Genomic DNA, 19,933 nt, shown 5'->3' with positions numbered 1-19,933 from the left:
TGGGCTCCTCGTCCGAGTCCTCAGGGCCGGCGCCAGCTGCGGCCGGTGCGGGCGAGCATCGCGTTGGCCTGCTCGGGGCCCCAGCTGCCGGCGTGGTACGGCGGCGGGCCCTCCGGCAGCGAGTGCCAGTAGTCGATCACCGGGTCGAGGATCTCCCAGGACCGCTCGACCTCCTCGTTGACCGGGAACAGCGAGGGCTCGCCGAGCAGCACGTCGAGGATCAGCCGCTCGTACGCCTCGGGGGAGGCCTCGGTGAACGCGGTGCCGTAGCCGAAGTCCATGGTGACGTCCCGGACCTCCATCTGGCTGCCCGGCACCTTCGACCCGAACCGCATGGTGACGCCCTCGTCCGGCTGCACCCGGATGACCAGCGCGTTCTGCCCCAGCTCCTCGGTCATCGTGGAGTCGAAGGGCAGATGCGGCGCGCGCTTGAAGATCACCGCGATCTCCGTGACCCGACGGCCCAGGCGCTTGCCGGTGCGCAGGTAGAACGGCACGCCGGCCCAGCGGCGGGTCTCGATCTCGCAGGTGATCGCGGCGAAGGTCTCGGTGGTGGAGTTCGGGTCGTAGCCCTCCTCCTCCTTGAGCCCGCGGACCAGCTCGCCGCCCTGCCAGCCGCCCGTGTACTGGCCGCGGGCGGTCGTCTCCGACAGCGGCTGCACCAGCTTGGTCGCCCGCAGCACCTTGATCTTCTCGCCGCGCAGCTCGTCGGAGGAGAAGGAGGTCGGCTCCTCCATCGCGGTGAACGCCAGCAGCTGCAGCAGGTGGTTCTGGATGACGTCCCGGGCCGCGCCGATGCCGTCGTAGTAGCCGGCGCGCCCGCCCAGGCCGATGTCCTCGGCCATGGTGATCTGCACGTGGTCGACGTAGTTGCTGTTCCAGATCGGCTCGAACAGCTGGTTGGCGAAGCGCAGCGCCAGGACGTTCTGCACCGTCTCCTTGCCGAGGTAGTGGTCGATCCGGAAGACCGAGTCCTCGGGGAAGACGTCGTTGACGATCGCGTTGAGCTCCTTGGCCGACTGGAGGTCGTGGCCGAAGGGCTTCTCGATGACGACGCGACGCCACTGGTCGTCGTTCTGCGCGGACAGCCCCGAGCGGGCGAGCTGCTTGCACACCACGGGGAAGGCCGACGGCGGGATCGACAGGTAGAAGGCGTGGTTGCCGCCGGTGCCGCGGACCCGGTCCAGGTCCCGGACGGTGTGCTCGAGCCGATCGAAGGCGTCGTCGTCGCCGAAGGAGCCCTGGACGAACCGGAACCCCTCGGCGAGCCGGTCCCACACCTCCTGCCGGAACGGGGTGCGGGCGTGCTGCTTGACGGCCTCGTGGACGACCTGGCCGAAGTCCTGCTCGTCCCAGTCCCGGCGGGCGAATCCCGTGAGCGCGAAGCCCGGCGGCAGCAGCCCCCGGTTCGCCAGATCGTAGATCGCCGGCATGAGCTTCTTGCGCGACAGGTCGCCGGTCACCCCGAAGATCACCAGGCCGCAGGGCCCCGCGATGCGCGGCAGCCGCTTGTCGCGGGGGTCCCGCAGCGGGTTCACCCAGTGCGCGGTGCTCGCCGGGATGCCTCTGGTCCCGCTGGTCATGACACGCTCCGTCTCTCGGCTCGGTCTCGGCTCGGTCTCGGGTCGGTCGTGCGGCTCGATCGGTCGGCCCGGTGCGGCCGCCCCGGTTCAGTCGGCCCGGGTCCCGCGACGGACCAGCCCCTGGACCGCGCGGGCGAGCGAGACCAGCCCGGCCACCCGGTCCGTGAGGTGCAGCCGCAGCACGGGGACCCCCCGCGCCGCGACGTCGGCCGCGACGCCGCCTGCCTCGGTCAGCGCCAGACTAGTCAGGGCCGGCCCCGGATCGGGAACGAGATCGTCCGGCGGGTCGCCCGTGACCAGGCAGAGGGCACCCGGTCGGGGGGCGTCCCTGCGGAACGGGGCCAGCACCCCGCGGTCCCGCGGGCCCCACCCGAAGGTCACGGGCACGCCCGCGCGGCGGGCCAGCTCGCCGCGCAGCACGGCGACGGAGGCGTCGTCGGCGGGATCGAGCCACACCGACACCGCCAGGTGCCCGCCGGGCGGGACGGCGTCGACCAGGGCCTGCAGCGCGGCCTGCACCGCGGCCGCCGGGTCCCCGGCCGGCGCGAGCGACGCCGTCGTGTGGACGTCGACGAGTCCGTCCGAGCCCTGCAGCGGGAGCGGCTCCGGCCCGGCCGTCGTGCCCGAACCGATCGAGCCGCTCGCAGCGGCCGTACCGGTGGCGGGGGCCTCGGGGCCGAACGCCTCGCCGTCGAGCAGGCGTGCGGCCGCGGCCGCCGCGTACTCCCACAGCAGCAGTTCGGCGCCCAGCGGCCCGCCGGTGCGGACCACCTCGCCGTCCAGGTCCCCGGCCCCGTCGCCCTCGTCCGGTTCCTCGGTGTCCTGGTCCGGGCCCTCGTCGGGTCCGGCTCCGGTGACCCGGGCGAGCAGCGCGTCGACGGTCGGCTCCACGTCCCGCCCGCCGTCGAGGAGCTCGGACAGGTCGTCCGGCGCGGCGTCGGGGTGGCGCGCGGTCGCGGGCGCGAGCACGGGGCCGGTGGGCAGGCCGTCGGGATCGGTGTCGTCGACGAGCACGGGCGTGCCCCCGGCGGCGGCGAGCAGCGCGGCCACCCACTCCGCGAGCGCCGGCGGCCCCGCGGCGGGGTCGAGGAGCACGGCCCCCGCGCCGACGGTGACGAGCACCCCGGCCAGCTCCAGCGCGGGGTTCTGCGCCTCGTCGGCGGTGAGCAGCTCGGCCACGGCCCGGGCGTCGTCGAGCACCTCCGCGACCGGCGCCCCGGCCAGCCCGGCGGGGACCAGCCCGGGCGCCCCGAGGACGGACCAGGCGCCGGGGACGTCCCGCTCGGTCGTGATCACCACCGAGCCGGCGGCGCGGGCGCTCTCGTCGAGCGGCGAGCCGGCCTCGGTGAGCACCACCGTGCGCTCGGCGGCGCGGCGCGGGCCGACCTCCTCGGCGACGGCCGCGGCGAGGAGCTCGTGCACCGCGGCGATCCACGCGGTGTCCCCCGCGGGGTCGGCGACGACCAGCACCGTGCCGCTCAGGTCGCCGGCCAGCGCGTGCGAGACGGCCCCGGGATCGGGGGAGTCCAGCACCCGCAGCAGGCCGGACTCACCGGCGAGGACCTGCGCGCCGAGGGTCCAGCGTGCGTCGCCGACGAGCAGCACGCGGGCGGCGCCCTCGACCCGGAAGGTCTCCCGCAGCGCATCGACCTGGCCGACGAGCGGGCGGGAGGTGCGGGGCAGCGCGGCCCAGCCGAGGCCGTCGCCCGCGGCCGGACCCCACGCGGACGGGTCCGCGTCGGTGATCCGGGACGCGACGACGTCCGTGGCCAGCTCGGCGGCGATCCGCCGGGCCTGGCGGGCCAGCGGACCGGGGGCGGGACGGGAACCGCCGCCGAGCTCCACGACGGGGAGCCCGACGGCGGGTCGCGAGGTCACGGGGGTGAGCCTCCTGGGATCGGACTACTTCGCGGCGTCCAGCTGCTCCTGCACCGACTCCTGCAGCTCGGACCAGGACTTCTCGAACTTGTCGACGCCCTCGTTCTCCAGGGTGAGGAAGACGTCCGTGATGTCGATACCCACCCGCTCGAGGTCGTCGAACACCTGCTGCGCCTCCGCGGCGGTGCCGGAGACCTTGTCGCCCTCGACCTCGCCGTGGTCGGCGAAGGCCTGCAGGGTCTTCTCCGGCATGGTGTTGACGACGTTCGGGACCACGAGCTCGGTCACGTACAGGGTGTCCGGGTACTCGGGGTTCTTCACGCCGGTGGAGGCCCACAGCGGACGCTGCCGCCGGGCGCCCTTCGCCTCGAGCGCGGCCCAGCGGTCGGAGCCGAAGACCTCCTCGTAGGCGGCGAAGGCCAGCCGCGAGTTCGCGACACCCGCCTTGCCCTTGAGGGCCTTCGCCTCGTCGGTGCCGATGTCGTCCAGCCGCTTGTCGATCTCGGTGTCCACCCGGGACACGAAGAACGAGGCGACCGACGCGATCCGGGAGAGCTCCTGGCCGTTCTTCTCGGCCTGCTCCAGGCCGGACAGGAAGGCCTCCATCACGGCCTTGTACCGCTCTACCGAGAAGATCAGCGTGACGTTGACGCTCACGCCCTCGGACAGCGCGCGGGTGATCGCCGGCAGGCCGGGCTCGGTGGCCGGGATCTTGACCAGCAGGTTCGGCCGGTCGACGGCCTTCCACAGGTCGAGCGCCTGGGCCACGGTGGCCTCGGTGTCGCGGGCCAGCGTCGGGTCGACCTCGAGCGACACGCGCCCGTCGATCCCGTTCGTGGCCTCCCAGGTGCCGCTGAAGACGTCGCAGGCCTGCTGGACGTCCGCCACGGTGATCTCGCGGATCGCGGCGGCGACGTCCGCGCCGCGGCCCGCCAGCTCGTTGACCTGGCTGTTGTAGGACGGGCCGTCCTTGAGCGCGGCCGCGAAGATGGTCGGGTTGGTGGTGACGCCGACGACGTTCCAGTCGCTGATCAGCTCGGCGAGGTTGCCGGAGGTGATCCGCTCCCGGGACAGGTCGTCGAGCCAGATCGAGACCCCCGCCTCGGACAGCGCGGCGAGCCGTTCGTGGGTGCTCATTGCCGGTACTCCTTCTTCAGGTGGCGGGTTCAGGACTTGCCGAGGCTCGCCCGCGCCGCGTCGACGACGGCCTCGGGCGTGAAGCCGAACTTCTCGAACAGGGTGGCCGCGTCGGCGCTGGCCCCGAAGTGCTCGATGCTCACGATCCGCCCGGCGTCGCCGACGAACCGGTACCACGGCATCGCGATGCCGGCCTCGACCGCGACCCGCGCCTTCACCGACGGCGGCAGCACGGAGTCGCGGTACGCGGCGTCCTGCGCGTCGAACCACTCCACGCAGGGCATGGACACCACACGGGTGGGAACGCCCTCGGCCTCCAGGGTCTTCCGGGCGGCGACCGCGAGCTGCACCTCCGATCCCGTGCCGATGATCACCACCTGCGGGTCCCCGTCGGACGCGTCGGCGAGCACGTAGCCGCCCTTCGCCACGCCCTCGGCCGAGGTGCCCTCCAGCACCGGCACGTTCTGCCGGGTCAGGGCCAGGCCGACGGGCCCGTCCTGCCACTCCATCGTGGCCTTCCAGGCGGCGGCGGTCTCGTTCGCGTCGGCGGGGCGGACCATCGACAGGTTCGGGATGGCGCGCAGCGCGGCGAGGTGCTCGATCGGCTGGTGCGTGGGGCCGTCCTCGCCCAGGCCGATCGAGTCGTGCGTCCACACGAAGATCGCGGCGCTCTTCATCAGCGCACCCAGCCGGACCGCGCCGCGCATGTAGTCGCTGAACTGCAGGAACGTGCCGCCGTAGGGGCGGGTGGGGCCGTGCAGGGCGATGCCGTTGAGGATCGCGCCCATCGCGTGCTCGCGGACGCCGAAGTGCAGCGTGCGGCCGTACGGGTTCGCGTTCCACATCTTCGTGGCGGCGCTCTTGGGGCCGAACGAGTCGGCGCCCTCCATCGTGGTGTTGTTGCTCTCGGCCAGGTCCGCCGAGCCACCCCACAGCTCCGGCAGCACCGGCGCCAGCGCCTTCAGCACCTCACCCGACGCCTTGCGGGTGGCGATGCCCTTGGGGTCCGGCTCCCAAGTGGGCAGCGCGTCGGCCCAGCCCTCGGGCAGGGCGTTGGCCAGCAACCGGTCGAACAGCTGCTTGCGCTCGGGCTCGCGCATCGCCCAGTCGTCGAACGCGTTGCGCCAGTGGTCGATGGCGCCGCCCTGCCGCTCGCCGACCGAGCGGGTGTGCTCGAGCACCTCGGGCTCGATCTGGAAGCTCTTCTCCGGGTCGAAGCCGAGGATCCGCTTGACCTCGGCGACCTCGTCGGCGCCCAGCGCGGCGCCGTGCGCCTTGCCGGTGTTCATCTTGGTGGGCGCCGGGAAGCCGATGACCGTCCGGATCAGGATGAACGACGGGCGGCCGGTCTCGGCCTTCGCGTTCTCGATCGCCTCGAGGATCCCGCTGACGTTCTCGCCGCCCTCGACGACCTGGACGTGCCAGCCGTAGGCCTCGTAGCGCTTCGCGGTGTCCTCGGACAGCGCGATGGTGGTGTCGTCCTCGATGGAGATCTTGTTGTCGTCGTAGAAGACGATGAGGTTGCCCAGCTCCTGGCGCCCCGCGATCGAGGAGGCCTCGCTGGTGATGCCCTCCTCGATGTCCCCGTCCGAGGCGATGACGTAGACGAAGTGGTCGAACGGCGAGGAGCCCTCCGGGGCGTCCGGGTCGAACAGACCGCGCTCGCGGCGCGAGGCGATGGCCATGCCGACCGCGGAGGACAGGCCCTGGCCGAGCGGCCCCGTCGTCATCTCGACGCCGTTGGGGGTGGCCTCCAGCTCCGGGTGGCCCGGGGTCTTGGAGCCCCAGGTCCGCAGCGCCGCCAGGTCCTCCATCTCCATGCCGTAGCCGGCGAGGAAGAGCTGGATGTACAGGGTCAGGCTGGAGTGGCCCGCGGAGAGGACGAAACGGTCACGCCCGACCCAGCCCGGGTCGGTGGGGTCGTGCCGCATGACGCGCTGGTAGAGGACGTACGCGAGCGGGGCCAGGCTCATGGCCGTACCCGGGTGGCCGCTGCCGCACTTCTGCACGGCGTCGGCGGCCAGCACGCGGATCGTGTCGACGGCGCGCTTGTCCAGGTCGGACCAGTCGTCCGGGACGTGCGCCGTGGTCAGTGCCTCGATCTCGGACTCCGTTGCAGACACGCCTGAAGCTCCTGTCCTCGTGGGTGGGGGCGCCGGCCTACCCGTGGGGGCGTTGTCCAGTCTTCTGTCCCTGCCCCGCGTCCGCCACGACGTCGACGGCGTGGACCGGCCGGCGCGTCCGGCTCGACCCCGGACTCTAGCGGCCGGTCGACGGACGCCGCCCGATCCTGCGTCGATCGGACACCGACCGGACTACCCCGGGACCCCGGCGCGCATTCCACCGGTTAGCATCGACGCGTTGTAGAAGTCGGTCCGTGGGCTGTGCGTTCGATACGGGCCGGTGGACGCGGCACCCACCACAGTCCGTCGGCGAGCGAGGTAGCAACTGGTGAGCGCACCCGTCTCACACCGGGGAGCGGCCGAGAGGCCCGACCGGACGGGACCCCCGGGGCCGGTGCCGGTACCCGTCGGCGGACGGCTCGCGCGGTTCCGGGACACGGTGCGCGCCTACCTCGGGCTCACCAAGACGCGCATCATCGAGCAGTTGCTCGTCGTCACGGTCCCGGCGATGGTCCTGGCCGAGCGCGCGATCCCGTCCGTGTGGCTGATCCTGGCCACGCTGGTCGGCGGGGCGATGGCCGCGGCCAGCGCGCACGCGCTGAACTGCGTGGTCGACGCCGACATCGACGCCAAGATGAAGCGCACGGCGCGGCGGCCCACCGCCCGCGGCGAGGTGCCCCGGCGCAATGCGCTGGTGTTCGGCCTGGTGCTGGGCGCGCTGTCGGCGGTCTGGCTCTGGGCCACCACGAACCTGCTCTCCGCGCTGCTCTCGGTGGCCGCGATCGCGTTCTACGTGCTCGTCTACACGCTGGTGCTCAAGCGGCGGACCTCGCAGAACATCGTGTGGGGCGGCGCCGCCGGGTGCATGCCGGTGGTCATCGGCTGGTCGGCCGTCACCGGCACGGTCGGGTGGCCCGCGCTGGTGATGTTCGGCGTGATCTTCTTCTGGACGCCGCCCCACTTCTGGGCGCTGGCCATGAAGTACAAGGACGACTACGCCGCCGCCGAGGTGCCGATGCTCCCGGTCGTGGCCACGCCGCGGCAGGTCTCGGTGCGGATCGTCGCCTACTCGTGGGTGATGGCGCTCTGGACCTTCCTGCTCCTGCCGGTCACCTCGTGGATCTACGTCGCGTTCGCGCTGCTGGGCGGCGTGTACTTCGTGGTCACCGCGCACCGGCTGCACGCCGGCGTGAAGGCGGGCCGGGAGGTGGCGCCGATGCGGCTGTTCCACCTCTCCAACCTCTACCTCTGCGGCCTCTTCCTGACGATCGCCGTCGACGCCGCGATCGGCCTGCCCACCGTCCTCTGAGCGGCTCCGCCGCCCCGTGCGCGGTCGGTGGTGCTCCGGCACCACCGACCGCGCACGCGCTCCTCACCGCAGGAGTTCGGGGGTCCGCCACGGCTCACCGAGCACGTGGTGGGCGAGGAAGGCGTGGACCGTCTCGTACCAGAGCACGGCGTGCTGGGGCGTGAGCACCCAGTGGTTCTCGTCCGGGAAGTACAGGAACCGGTGCGGGTTCTTCCCGGGGTCGGCCACGCGGGACTGCAGGTCCCACCACAGCCGCAGGCCCTCGCCGATCGGGACGCGGTAGTCCTTGTCGCCGTGGATCACCAGCATCGGCGTGGTGATCGCGTCGACGTGGTGGTGCGGGCTGTTCTCCGCCGCCATCTCCGGCGTCATCTCGATGAGCCAGTAGTCGGCGAAGTCCGTGGTCGGGCCGAACTGGTCGAGGGCCCACAGGCTGGCGTGCGTGACGATCGCCCGGAACCGGTCGGTGTGCCCGGCGATCCAGTTGGCCATGTAGCCGCCGAAGGAGCCGCCCATCGCCGCGGTACGGGAGGCGTCGACCTCGGGGAGCGTCTCCGTGACGTTCGTGAGGACCATGAGGTCCGTGTAGGGCGGGCCGCCCCAGGCACCCCAGCCGCGCTGCACGAAGTCCTGGCCGTAGCCGGTGGACAGCGCGGGGTCCGGCAGCAGCACGGCATAGCCGCGGGCGGCCATGAGCCACGGGTTCCACCGCCACTGCCAGGCGTTCCAGCTGTTCAGGGGGCCGCCGTGCACCCAGAGCAGCAGGGGCGCCGGGTCGTCCGTCTCCGGCAGCACCAGCCAGGCGCGCAGCGGTGAGCCGTCCTCCGCCGTGGCCGTGACCTCGGTGAGGGTGCCCGGCAGGGCCGGCTGTTCGGCGGGGCCGGGCAGGAGCGTGGGCTGCTGGTCGGCCGTGTGCGCGTCGAGCCGGACCGGGGCGGGCGGGCTGTCGACGGCGGAGCGCAGCGCGAAGACGTACGCGCCGTCGGGCGAGACGACGGGGTCGGTGTAGGCGCCGTGGTCGCCGGTCAGCCGGGTGACGGCACCGGTCTGCACCTCGACCCGGAACAGCGGGCCGCAGCCCTGCTCGTCGGCCGTGACGATCAGCGCGGACGAGTCCGGCGTCCAGGTGAGGGCGGTCGGCCACCGGTCCCAGTCGTCGGCCGGCCCGCGGGCTCCTCCGTCGGTCCCGTCGCCGGCGAGCGGCACGAGCACGAGCGTCTGCCGTGGGGCCCGTTCGGGGGTGGAGCGGCGGGTGCGGATCGCGGCGACGGTCCGCCCGTCGGGGCTGACGCGCGGGGTGCCGAAGTCGTGGCCGGGGTCGTCCAGCAGGGTGCGCCGCTCCCCGGTGGTGGTGTCGAACGCGACCACGGTGGCGCGGGAGGCGCCGTGGCCGTCGGACACGTTCCACCCGGTCACGGCCGTGCGGCCGTCCGGGGCGATGTCGGCCGAGGTGTCGACGAGCGCGCCGCCGGGTGCGGGCGTGAGGTCCGTCCACGGCTCGCCGGGGCGGGCGGCCAGCAGCCGGGCCTCGTCCGGGCCCAGGTCGTGGTCCCAGAACCGGACCGGGTAGCCGTCGTGCAGGATCGCCGAGATCTTCTTCTCGCTGCGCGCCTTGCGGCGGGCGGCGTCGTCCTCGCCGCTCACGGCCCCCGGCAGGGTGGCCGAGGTGACCAGCAGGGTGCCCGCCTCCCGGGCGACGAGCGGGCTTGCGATCCCACCCGGTCGGGTCCGCACGACGTGCGCCTCGCCGCCGCCCGCGGGCAGCGACCACAGCGCCGCGGCGTCGGGCGCGTCGGGCGCCGCCTCCGGATCGGGGCGGGCGGAGACGAAGAGGAGGTCACCCTCCGGAGTGAAGGCGGGCGCGGACTCGCCCTTCCCGCTGCGGGTCAGCCGGTGCGCCGGGGCCTCGCCCGCGGGGTCGACCTCCCATAGGGCGGGCCGCCACGCCGTCCGGTCGCGGTCCAGGTGCGCGACCGTGGTGACCAGCCGCGACCCGTCGGGGGAGAGCGCGAGGCCGGCGAGGCGGGGGAGCGCGACGAAGGACTGCAGGTCGGCGAACGGGGTGCCCGGCGGGGTGGCGGGCTCGGCGGGGGAAACAGGCTCGGACACGTCCCATGCCTACACCGTCCCGCCCGTCCGGAGGGGACGGGCTGCGGCGGTGCGCGGGGTGCGGCGGACAATGGCCGGGGCACGACGAAAGGGGCTGTGGAGTGACGTCAGCGCAGGCGACGGCCGGTCGGACGGTGATGAGCCGGGCCGTCGGCACGGCGGTGGTCGCCGTGACGTTCGTCGTCACGATGATCGGGACCACGCTCCCGACGCCGCTCTACCCGCTGTACGAGCAGCGGTACGGGTTCGGCGGCCTGATGGTGACCGTGATCTTCGCGACCTACGCCGTGGGCGTCGGCGCCGCCCTCGTGGTCCTCGGGAACCTCTCCGACCGCATCGGGCGACGCCCGGTGCTGCTGGCCGGCCTGGCGTTCGCGCTGGTCAGCTCGCTGGTGTTCGTGATCCCCGCGGAGCCCGCGCTGTTCGTGGGGCGGTTCCTGTCCGGCGTCTCGGCGGGCATCTTCACGGGCACCGCCACTGCGACGATCATCGACCTGGCCGGCGAGGACCGGAAGGCCCGGGCCGGGCTGGTCGCCGCCGCGGTCAACATGCTGGGGCTGGGCCTCGGGCCGGTGCTGGCCGGGGTCCTCGCGCAGTACGCGCCGCTGCCGCTGGACCTGTCCTACCTCGTGCACGCGGCGCTCGTGGTCGCCGCGACGGTCGCCCTGTGGTTCGTGCCCGAACCGGTGGAACGGCGGGGGCCCTTCCGGATCGAGCCGCTGCGGGTCGGCGGGGTGCCGGAGGAGGTGCGCGGGGTGTTCGTGCGCGCCGCGATCGGCGGGTTCGCGGGCTTCGCCGTGCTCGGTCTGTTCACGGCCGTGTCGCCGTCCGTGCTGGTCCAGGTGCTGGGCCGGACCAGCCACGTGGTCGTGGGGCTCGTGGTGTTCCTGATGCTCGGGGCATCGGCGCTCGGCCAGGTGCTGTCGGCCTCCGTGCCCGAGCGGCTGGCGCTCCCGGGCGGCTGCGGCGGGCTGGCCGTCGGTGCCGCGCTGATCGGCACGGGCATCGCGACGGCCTCGCTCGCCCTGTTCTGCATCGGCGCCGCGATCGCCGGGCTCGGCCAGGGCATGAGCTTCCGGGCAGGGCTGGGCGCGGTCGGCTCGCGCGCGCCGCAGGAGGTCCGCGGGGCCGTGGTCGCGACCTTCTTCCTGGTCCTCTACGTCGCCATCTCGCTGCCGGTGATCGGCGTGGGCGCGGCCGCGCAGGCCTTCGGCCTGGTGCCGGCGGGCGTGGTGTTCTCGGGGCTCGTGGCGCTCCTGGCGCTCATCGCGGTGGTGCTGACGCTGCGGGCGAGCAGGCGCGCGGCCTGAGCGTCCCGGCCCGCGGTGGTCACGGCACACCCGCCGGTGATGCGGCACACCCGCTCCGGCGGCGCCGCACACCGGATCGGTCAGTGGCACACGCCGTCGACCGGGTGTGCGGGGCCTCTCGGGATGTGCGGGCCGGGCGGATCCGCCAGCCGCAGGCCCGCGGACCTCGACGGCCAGGGCGCCGGTGACGAGCGATCGGACCCCGCGCCAGCGACGCGACAGCGGCGCGCCGGGTCCTGCCGTGCGGTACGGGGACAGTGGGCCGGCCAGCGGCGGGCCCGCGGGCGCGCGGCTTCCGTCCACTGCTGTCGTTCTTCACGCAGCTCCCACACCCGTTCGGACGCCGTACAGGCCATCGGCCGGGTGTGCGGCGGACGTCGCCGGTGTGCGACCGGGTCCGAGCGGTTGTGCCGGGAACCGGCGGGTGTGCGCGGCGCACACCCACTCAGCGCTCCTGGCGACCGCGGACCCCCCACCCGGCGGGAGGCGATCGGCGCTCAGCGGCTGGCGGCGAGGGTGGGCTCGGAGGCCGGGGACTCGACGGCCGGGGGTGCGGGGGCGCGGTGGCTGGTGGCCGCCCAGACCCCCGCAGCGGCGGCGGTGGTGAGCGCCGCGCCGAGCACGTGCAGGGCGACGAGGACCTCGGGCACGCCGAGGGCGTACTGGATCCCGCCCAGCGCGCCCTGAGCCAGTACGACGGCCACGAGGACGCCGTAGCGGCGCTTCAGCCGGGCGGGGGCACCGGCCGTCCAGAGCGCAAAGCCGAGGCCGACGAGCAGGCCGAGGTAGGCGAACAGCAGGTCCGCGTGCAGCTGCGCCAGCGCGGGCACGCCGATCCCGAGGCGCGGGGTGGCCGCGTCGCCCGCGTGCGGGCCGGCGGCGGTGACCAGCGTGCCGGCGACCAGCAGCGCCCCCAGCACCACGCTGCTCACCACGGTGAGCATCCGCACCGGGCGCGGCACGGTCCGGGTGACGGGCCCGCCGGCGGTTGCCTCGTCGACGAGTTCGACCGCGAGCCAGACCAGGATCGTCGAGGCGAGGAAGTGCGGCATCACGCTCCACCACGCCAGGCCCGCGAGCACGGTGAACCCGCCGATCACGGCCTGCGCCACGACGCCGAGCGGCATCGCGAGCGCCAGCCAGGTGAGCCGGCGGCGGCGCGGCCGGACGGTGAGCGCCGCGAGGAAGGTCAGCCCGGCCACGATCACGAGGAACACCGACAGCAGCCGGTTGCCGAACTCGACCCACTGGGTCAGCGGCGCGATCTCGGGGTGCGGCTCGGGCACGAGCGAGCCGGGGAAGCAGTTCGGCCACGTGGGGCAGCCCAGGCCGGAGCCGGTCACCCGCACCACCGCGCCCGTGACCATGATCCCCGCCTGCCCGATGAGCGACAGGATCGCCAGCCGCCGCATCCACAGCGGGGACGTCGCCGGCACGCGCCGCAGCAAGTTCACACTACGGATGGTAGAAGATGCGGCTCAGCGCAGGCGGACGGCCTTCACCGCCACCCCGCCGGCCACGGCGGCCCACGCGAGCAGCACCAGGACCGCGCCGATCCCGGGGGCGGTGCCGTCCACGAGCGGCGCGCGCAGGCCCTCGGCCAGCGCCCCGGACGGCAGCGCGGCGGCCACCGCGGCGATCCCCCCGGGCAGCTGGTCCAGCGGGATCACGATGCCGCCGCCGAGCAGCAGCACGAACCACACGAGGTTGGCCACCGCCAGCACGATCTCGGCGCGCAGCGTCCCGCCGAGCAGGATCCCCAGCGCACCGAAGGCGGCACAGCCGAGCAGCACCATGAGCAGCGCCCAGCCCAGGCCGGCGACGTGGGGCCGCCAGCCGAGCAGCGCCGCGACCACCCCGAGGATCACCAGCTGCACCACGACGACGGCGAGGACGGCCGCGAGCCGGCCGGCCACCAGCAGCCAGCGGGGCAGCGCGGTGGCGGCGAGCCGCCGGATCACCCCGTACCGGCGGTCGAAGCCCAGCGCGATGGCCTGGCTGGTGAACGCCGTCGACATCACCGCCAGCGCCAGCACGGCCGGCACCACCGAGGCCACCCGCGGCTCCGGCAGCGGCACGACCCGCAGCACGGACAGCCCGACGAGCAGCACGACGGGAATCAGCAGGGTGAGCAGCACCTGCTCGCCGTTGCGCAGCGCCAGGCGGGTCTCGGTGCCCGCCTGGGTCAGCAGCATCCGGCCCAGCCGGCCCCGTCCGGGCGCCGGGGTGAAGGTCCCGGGTGCGAACAGCTCCCTCACGACCGCAGCTCCCGTCCGGTCAGGTCCAGGAAGACGTCCTCGAGGCTGCGCCGGGCCACCTGGACGTCGTCGGCGAGGGCGCCCTGGCCCGCGCACCAGCCGGTGATCGCGGACAGGACGTGCGGGTCGATGCGCCCGCGGACGACGTAGCGGCCGGCCACCGTCTCGGCCGCGCGGTAGCCCGCGGGCAGCGCGGCGGTGAGCGCCTCGACGTCCATCCCGGTGCGGGCACGGAAGCGCAGCTCCTGCTCGTCCCCGCCCGCGGTGAGCTCGGCCGGGCTGCCGGCGGCCACGACGCGGCCGTGGTCGACGATCACGACCTCGTCCGCCAGCGCCTCGGCCTCCTCCATGAGGTGCGTGGTCAGCAGGACCGCGACCCCGTCCCGGCGCAGCGCGGAGACGAGGTCCCACACCACCCGGCGGGCCTGCGGGTCCATCCCGGCCGTCGGCTCGTCGAGGAACACCAGCTCCGGCCGCCCGACGACGGCGCACGCCAGCGCGAGCCGCTGCTGCTGCCCGCCGGAGAGCCGTTTGTACGGGGTCCGCGCGGCGCCGGACAGCCCGAGCACCTCGATCAGCCACGCGGGGTCGAGGGGGTGGGCCGAGCACGCGGCGACGAGCCGCAGCATCTCGCCGGCCTTCACGGCCGGGTACGCGCCGCCGCCCTGCGGCATGATCCCGATGCGCGCCCGCAGCGCGTCGGGCGCGCCGGCCGGGTCCAACCCGAGCACGCGGACCTCGCCCTCGTCGGCGCGCTGGAAGCCCGTGCAGACCTCGATCGTGGTGGTCTTCCCCGCGCCGTTGGGCCCGAGCAGCGCCAGGACCGTCCCGCGGCCCAGGGTCAGGTCCAGCCCCGCGACGGCCGTGGTCGCGCCGAACCGCTTGACCAGGCCGCGGACGGACACGGCCGTGTCCTCCGCAGCGGTCTCCGCGGCGGGCGCCGCGGCGCCCGGGACGGCCTCGCCCGACCGGGCCGACGGGGGGATCTGCACAACGGACGAGTCTAGGCAGGGGTCCGCGCGGCGGGCGCGGCACCCGGATCGCGCACCGCGTCGGGGCGCGACGTGTACCGGACGAGGAGCAGTCCGACGAGCAGGATCACGGCGCCGGCCACGATCCCGAAGGGCAGCTGGTAGGCGCGGAAGTTGAAGTCCGCGCCGGTGGGCGGGACCATCAGCGCGATGATCGCCGACGCGGCCAGCGCGAACCGCCGGTAGCGCGGCATCCCGCGGGTGGCGGCGAGCGGGATCGCCGCCCACAGCAGGTACCACGGGTGCACCACCGGCCCCAGCAGCACCACGGCACCCAGCCCGACGCCCACGCCCGTCACGGGGTCGATCAGACCCTTCAGGCACACCCACAGCAGCCAGCCGCAGGCCACTGCGGCGGCGAGGCCGCCGAGCCCGCGGGTGAGGGTGAGCGTGGTGTCGGTGTGGTCGCCGAGCCCGGCGAGGATGCCGATCTGGCCGGAGAGCTGGCCGAGGTCGGTGGACAGCGACATCCAGCTGCGGATGGTGTTGGCGGTGCCCTGGGTGGCGATCCAGCCGAAGCCCAGCCCGGTGCCGACGCCGATGACGGCGTACACCGCGACGGCCACCCCGGCGAGCGCCGCGGCCGCCGCCGCGACGTCCCGGATCCGCCCGCCCCACCTCCTGGCCAGGTCCATCCCGAGGAAGCCGAGCGCGAGCAGCGCGGGCAGCTTCACCGACGCGCCGAGCGTGATGAGTGCCGCGCCGGCGACCCAGCGGGGCCAGGGGACCGGCTCGTCGGGATCACCGAGCGCCAGGTGCAGCCCGGCGAGCAGCAGCCCGAGCATGAGCGCCTCGTTGTGGATGCCGCTGACCAGGTGGAACAGCACCAGGGGATTGGCCGCGCCGAGCCACAGCGCCAGGCCCGGCTCGATCCCGCACCGGCGGGCCAGCTTGGGCAGCGCCCAGAGGATCAGGGCCACGCCGCCCAGCGCGAGCGCGCGGTGCGCCAGCACGCCGAACACGACGTCGTTGCCGGTCAGCGCGGTGATCCCCCGCCCGACGACGAGGAACAGCGGCCCGTAGGGCGCCGGCGTCTCCCGCCAGATCGTGGGGATCGTGCGGGTCAGGGGGTCGTCGACGCCGAGGGCCTGCGCGGGCCCGAGGACGTACGGGTCGAGCCCGCGGGCCACGATCGCCGACTGCGCGAGGTAGCTGTAGACGTCCTTGGAGAACAGCGGGGGCGCGAGCGCCAGCGGCAGCGCCCAGAGAATCCCGGCGCGGCCGATCGAGCGCCGGTCCGGCGCGGGCGGCACCGCGCCGCGCGCGGAGAGCATCCGCCCGATCCACAGCCAGGCGAGCACCAGCATGCCCATGCCCGCGTAGGTCAGGGCGAGGGCGAGGGTCGCGTTGCGGGAGGGAAGGCCGATCAGCCGCAGGCCGTTGAGCGGGTTGGGGACGGGCAGGGCCCCGGCACCCAGGGCGCCGACGGCCATGAGCAGCGCTCCCGTGAGCCCGAGCCGGCGCGCCGGTCCGGCCGGATCGGCCGCGACGGGCCGGTCCGCCGGCGGCGACCCGGTGGGGTCCAGGGCGGGGGCGGCCATGCCGGGGAGCCTAACGACCGGCGCCGCGACCCCCGCCCGGAGCCGAGGGCCGGCACTGCGGGCGGCCCGGCACGGGCCGACGAGCGGCCGCCGACCGGTGAGCGTGGTGAGTCCGCTCACCCGCGCGGGGGGCCGCCTTTGCCGCGCCCGGGCATATACGCAACACTGGTGTTGTGAAAACAGCCGGACCGAGCACCGAGACCCGGGCGCCGCAGGCGTCCGCCGTCGCCGTGCCCGCACCGGCCGGGCACCCCGCGCACGTCCCCGCCCACGCCGAGGGCCGGACACGGCTCGCCGTCGCCCGGCTCCTGCTGGAGCAGGGGCCGATCACGGCCGCGGAGGTCGCGTCCGACCTGGAGCTCTCGGCCGCCGCAGTGCGCCGGCACCTGGACGCCCTGATCGCCGACGGCGAGGCGGAGACCCGGGAGGCGCCGCGGCGCACCCGGCGCTCGCGGGGCCGCCCGGCCAAGCAGTTCCTGCTCACCGACGCGGGCCGGGTCCGCTTCGGGCACGGCTACGACGACCTGGCCACCTCGGCCCTGCGGTTCCTCGCGGCGCACGCGGGGGAGCAGGCCGTCGGCGAGTTCGCCCGGTCCCGGGTGCACGAGCTCCTCGGCGGCACCGAGGACGAGATCCACTCGGCCGGCACGCCCGAGGAGCGGGCCGAGGCACTCGCGAGGGTGCTCACGTCCCGGGGGTACGCCGCGGCGGCCCGCGAGGCGGGGCACGGCGTGCAGCTGTGCCAGCACCACTGCCCGGTGGCCCACGTCGCGGCCGAGTTCCCGGAGCTCTGCGAGGCCGAGACCGCGGCCTTCGCGGAGGTCCTGGGCACGCACGTGCAACGCTTGGCCACCATCGCGCGCGGCGACTCCGCGTGCACCACCCACGTCCCCACCGTGTTCCCGGAGGCTCCCGAACGCCTCCGGATCGGGCAGCGCCCGGGACCGGCGGGGCAGGAAGCGACCACCACGTCCCCGAGAGGGAGGCAGTCTTCATGACGACCACTCCTGAGGTGAAGCCAGGGCTCACGCAGGAGGAGACGCTCGCGACGCTCGGCCGGTACGACTTCGGCTGGTCCGACCCGGACGTCGCCGGCGCGTCCGCCCGTCGCGGTTTGTCCGCCGACGTGGTGGCCGACATCTCCCGCCTGAAGAACGAGCCGCAGTGGATGCTCGACTTCCGGCTCAAGGCGCTGGACCTGTTCGAGCGCAAGCCGATGCCGCGCTGGGGCTCGGACCTGTCGGGCATCGACTTCGACAACATCAAGTACTTCGTGCGGTCCACGGAGAAGCAGGCCACCTCGTGGGAGGACCTGCCCCCGGACATCAAGAACACCTACGACAAGCTGGGCATCCCGGAGGCCGAGAAGGCCCGCCTGGTCGCCGGTGTCGCCGCGCAGTACGAGTCCGAGGTCGTCTACCACCAGATCCGCGAGGACCTGGAGGAGCAGGGCGTCATCTTCCTGGACACCGACACCGGCCTGCGTGAGCACCCGGAGCTGTTCAAGGAGTACTTCGGCTCGGTGATCCCGAGCGGCGACAACAAGTTCTCGGCGCTGAACTCCGCCGTGTGGTCGGGCGGCTCGTTCATCTACGTGCCGCCGGGCGTGCACGTCGAGATCCCGCTGCAGGCCTACTTCCGGATCAACACCGAGAACATGGGCCAGTTCGAGCGGACGCTGATCATCGCGGACGAGGGCTCGTACGTGCACTACGTCGAGGGCTGCACCGCGCCGATCTACAAGTCGGACTCGCTGCACTCCGCGGTCGTCGAGATCGTCGTCAAGAAGAACGCCCGGGTCCGGTACACGACCATCCAGAACTGGTCGAACAACGTGTACAACCTGGTCACCAAGCGGGCCAAGGCCGAAGAGGGCGCCACCATGGAGTGGGTCGACGGCAACCTCGGCTCCAAGGTGACCATGAAGTACCCGGCCGTGATGCTGATGGGCGAGTACGCCAAGGGCGAGGTCCTGTCCATCGCGTTCGCCGGCGAGGGCCAGCACCAGGACGCGGGCGCGAAGATGACGCACCTCGCGCCGAACACGTCGTCGACGATCATCTCGAAGTCGGTGGCGCGCGGCGGCGGCCGGACGTCGTACCGCGGCCTGATCCGGGTCAACCCGCGGGCCAAGAACTCGAAGAGCACGGTCAAGTGCGACGCGCTGCTGGTCGACACGATCAGCCGCAGCGACACCTACCCGTACGTCGACATCCGCACGGACGACGTGCAGATGGGCCACGAGGCCACCGTCTCGAAGGTGTCGGACGACCAGCTCTTCTACCTGATGAGCCGCGGTCTCACCGAGGACGAGGCCATGGCGATGGTCGTGCGCGGGTTCGTCGAGCCCATCGCGCGCGAGCTCCCCATGGAGTACGCCCTCGAGCTGAACCGCCTGATCGAGCTGCAGATGGAGGGTTCCGTCGGATGACGGTTCCGAGCAACGCCCCGGAGGTCGCGGGGCTCGCCCCCGAGCTGGCCGGCGCGAAGGAGGGACAGGGCGAGAAGCCCGTCCTGTCCGCCGGAGAGCGCTTCACCTCCTACGACGTCGAGGCCTTCGAGGTCCCCGGCGGCCGGGAGGAGAACTGGCGGTTCACCCCGCTCAAGCGGCTCAAGGGCCTGCACGACGGCAGCGCGCCGCTCGACGGCCGGGCCCCGGTCACGGTGCCCACCGCCGAGGGCGTGACCGTGGAGACCGTCGGGCGGGACGACGCGCGGATCGGCGAGGGCGGCGTCCCCGCCGACCGCGTCGCCGCGCAGGCCTGGTCGGCCTTCGCCGAGGCCACCGTCGTCACGTTCGACGGCACCCCCGAGCCCCTCACGATCACCGTCGACGGCCCCGGCGCCGGGTCGACGGCCGCGGGACACCTGCAGCTGCGCACCACCCCGTTCGCCGAGGCCACCGTGGTGCTCGAGCACCGCGGGTCCGGCGTGCTGGCGGACAACCTGGAGGTCGTGCTCGCCGACTCCTCGCGGCTGACCCTGGTGGTCACCGACGAGTGGGCGGACGACGCGGTGCACGTGTCGGCGCAGCACCTGTCGATCGGCCGGGACGCGACCCTCAAGGTCGTCTCGGTCTCGCTCGGCGGGGACCTCGTCCGCGTCAGCCCCACGGTGACCTACCGCGCCCCGGGCGGCGACGTCGACCTGGTCGGGCTGGGCTACGCCGACGCCGGGCAGCACCTCGAGCAGCGCCTGCTGGTCGACCACGCGGTGCCGCACTGCAAGTCGAACGTGCTCTACAAGAACGCCCTGCAGGGCCGCGCCGGCACCACCGACGCGCACACCGTGTGGATCGGCGACGTGCTGATCCAGGCGGCCGCCGAGAACACCGAGACCTTCGAGTTCAACCGCAACCTGGTGCTCACCGAGCACGCCCGCGCGGACTCGGTGCCGAACCTCGAGATCGAGACCGGCGAGATCGTGTCGGCGGGCCACGCCAGCGCGACCGGCCGGTTCGACGACGAGCAGCTGTTCTACCTGCAGAGCCGCGGCATCCCCGAGGACCAGGCCCGGCGCCTGGTCGTCCGCGCGTTCTTCGGCGAGATCCTGCAGCGGATCCCCGCCGCCACCCTGCCCGACCTGCGCGAGCGGCTCGAGGCGGCCATCGAGGCCGAGCTCGCCGTGACCGGCGTCTGAGCCCTTCCCACCACA

14 protein-coding genes are annotated in these 19,933 nt (G+C 74.0%); 5 read left to right on the top strand and 9 right to left on the bottom strand.

Annotated features, from left to right (window positions below):
• Nucleotides 1-20: 20 nt before the first annotated feature.
• The 4 genes from zwf to tkt all read right to left on the bottom strand — a co-directional run bounded on the left by zwf (nt 21) and on the right by tkt (nt 6,721).
• A complete protein-coding gene (zwf, locus tag ABD990_RS05750) occupies nt 21-1,583 on the bottom strand; it encodes a glucose-6-phosphate dehydrogenase (protein ID WP_345378829.1) in 1,563 nt (520 codons plus the stop codon).
• Between the two features lie 87 nt (nt 1,584-1,670).
• Complete coding sequence (locus tag ABD990_RS05745) at nt 1,671-3,461, bottom strand: hypothetical protein (RefSeq protein WP_345378828.1); 1,791 nt, start codon at nt 3,459-3,461, stop codon at nt 1,671-1,673.
• Nucleotides 3,462-3,485: 24 nt separating this feature from the next.
• Entirely contained in the window at nt 3,486-4,598 is a 1,113-nt protein-coding gene (gene tal / locus ABD990_RS05740; RefSeq protein WP_345378827.1) for a transaldolase, read from the bottom strand.
• Nucleotides 4,599-4,627: 29 nt separating this feature from the next.
• Nucleotides 4,628-6,721: a transketolase gene (gene tkt / locus ABD990_RS05735; protein ID WP_345378826.1), complete on the bottom strand. Its 2,094-nt coding sequence runs from the start codon at nt 6,719-6,721 to the stop codon at nt 4,628-4,630.
• 328 nt (nt 6,722-7,049) lie between these two features.
• Here tkt and ABD990_RS05730 point away from each other — a divergent pair, with 328 nt between their 5' ends.
• Nucleotides 7,050-8,030: a heme o synthase gene (locus ABD990_RS05730; RefSeq protein ID WP_425569458.1), complete on the top strand. Its 981-nt coding sequence runs from the start codon at nt 7,050-7,052 to the stop codon at nt 8,028-8,030.
• A gap of 63 nt (nt 8,031-8,093) precedes the next feature.
• Here the strand turns inward: ABD990_RS05730 and ABD990_RS05725 are convergent, their stop codons facing one another.
• A complete protein-coding gene (locus ABD990_RS05725; RefSeq protein WP_345378824.1) occupies nt 8,094-10,139 on the bottom strand; it encodes a S9 family peptidase in 2,046 nt (681 codons plus the stop codon).
• A 101-nt stretch (nt 10,140-10,240) separates the two neighbouring features.
• On the opposite strand from ABD990_RS05725, the gene ABD990_RS05720 reads away from it, so the two are divergent.
• Nucleotides 10,241-11,449, top strand: a complete 1,209-nt coding sequence (locus ABD990_RS05720; protein ID WP_345378823.1) for an MFS transporter — start codon at nt 10,241-10,243, stop codon at nt 11,447-11,449.
• A 497-nt stretch (nt 11,450-11,946) separates the two neighbouring features.
• Here ABD990_RS05720 and ABD990_RS05715 read toward each other — a convergent pair whose 3' ends face one another.
• The 4 genes from ABD990_RS05715 to mptB form a co-directional block, all read right to left on the bottom strand.
• Entirely contained in the window at nt 11,947-12,903 is a 957-nt protein-coding gene (locus tag ABD990_RS05715) for a COX15/CtaA family protein (protein ID WP_345378821.1), read from the bottom strand.
• Between the two features lie 24 nt (nt 12,904-12,927).
• Nucleotides 12,928-13,707, bottom strand: coding sequence for an ABC transporter permease (locus ABD990_RS05710; RefSeq protein ID WP_425569457.1), 780 nt, complete (start codon nt 13,705-13,707; stop codon nt 12,928-12,930).
• Nucleotides 13,704-14,612: an ABC transporter ATP-binding protein gene (locus ABD990_RS05705; protein ID WP_345379048.1), complete on the bottom strand. Its 909-nt coding sequence runs from the start codon at nt 14,610-14,612 to the stop codon at nt 13,704-13,706. Before ABD990_RS05705 ends, ABD990_RS05710 begins: the two co-directional genes overlap by 4 nt.
• Before the next feature lie 98 nt (nt 14,613-14,710).
• The gene (gene mptB / locus ABD990_RS05700; protein WP_345378820.1) at nt 14,711-16,279 is read right to left on the bottom strand and encodes a polyprenol phosphomannose-dependent alpha 1,6 mannosyltransferase MptB; all 1,569 of its coding nucleotides are present in this window, start codon (nt 16,277-16,279) and stop codon (nt 14,711-14,713) included.
• Between the two features lie 173 nt (nt 16,280-16,452).
• Here mptB and ABD990_RS05695 point away from each other — a divergent pair, with 173 nt between their 5' ends.
• Genes ABD990_RS05695 through sufD form a run of 3 tightly spaced genes read left to right on the top strand, consistent with a single transcriptional unit; the run spans nt 16,453 to nt 19,918 of the window.
• Nucleotides 16,453-17,277, top strand: a complete 825-nt coding sequence (locus ABD990_RS05695) for a helix-turn-helix transcriptional regulator (RefSeq protein ID WP_425569455.1) — start codon at nt 16,453-16,455, stop codon at nt 17,275-17,277.
• Nucleotides 17,274-18,710, top strand: coding sequence for a Fe-S cluster assembly protein SufB (gene sufB, locus ABD990_RS05690; RefSeq protein WP_345378818.1), 1,437 nt, complete (start codon nt 17,274-17,276; stop codon nt 18,708-18,710). The genes ABD990_RS05695 and sufB overlap by 4 nt, the downstream gene beginning before the upstream one ends.
• Nucleotides 18,707-19,918, top strand: a complete 1,212-nt coding sequence (gene sufD, locus ABD990_RS05685) for a Fe-S cluster assembly protein SufD (protein ID WP_345378816.1) — start codon at nt 18,707-18,709, stop codon at nt 19,916-19,918. Before sufB ends, sufD begins: the two co-directional genes overlap by 4 nt.
• The last annotated feature ends 15 nt before the right edge of the window (nt 19,919-19,933 follow it).

The organism is Pseudonocardia yuanmonensis, from assembly GCF_039542425.1.
GTDB classification, from domain to species: Bacteria; Actinomycetota; Actinomycetes; order Mycobacteriales; family Pseudonocardiaceae; genus Pseudonocardia; species Pseudonocardia yuanmonensis.
Note: the sequence above shows the minus strand (reverse complement) of the source record. Positions and strands in the feature narration are given on the sequence as shown.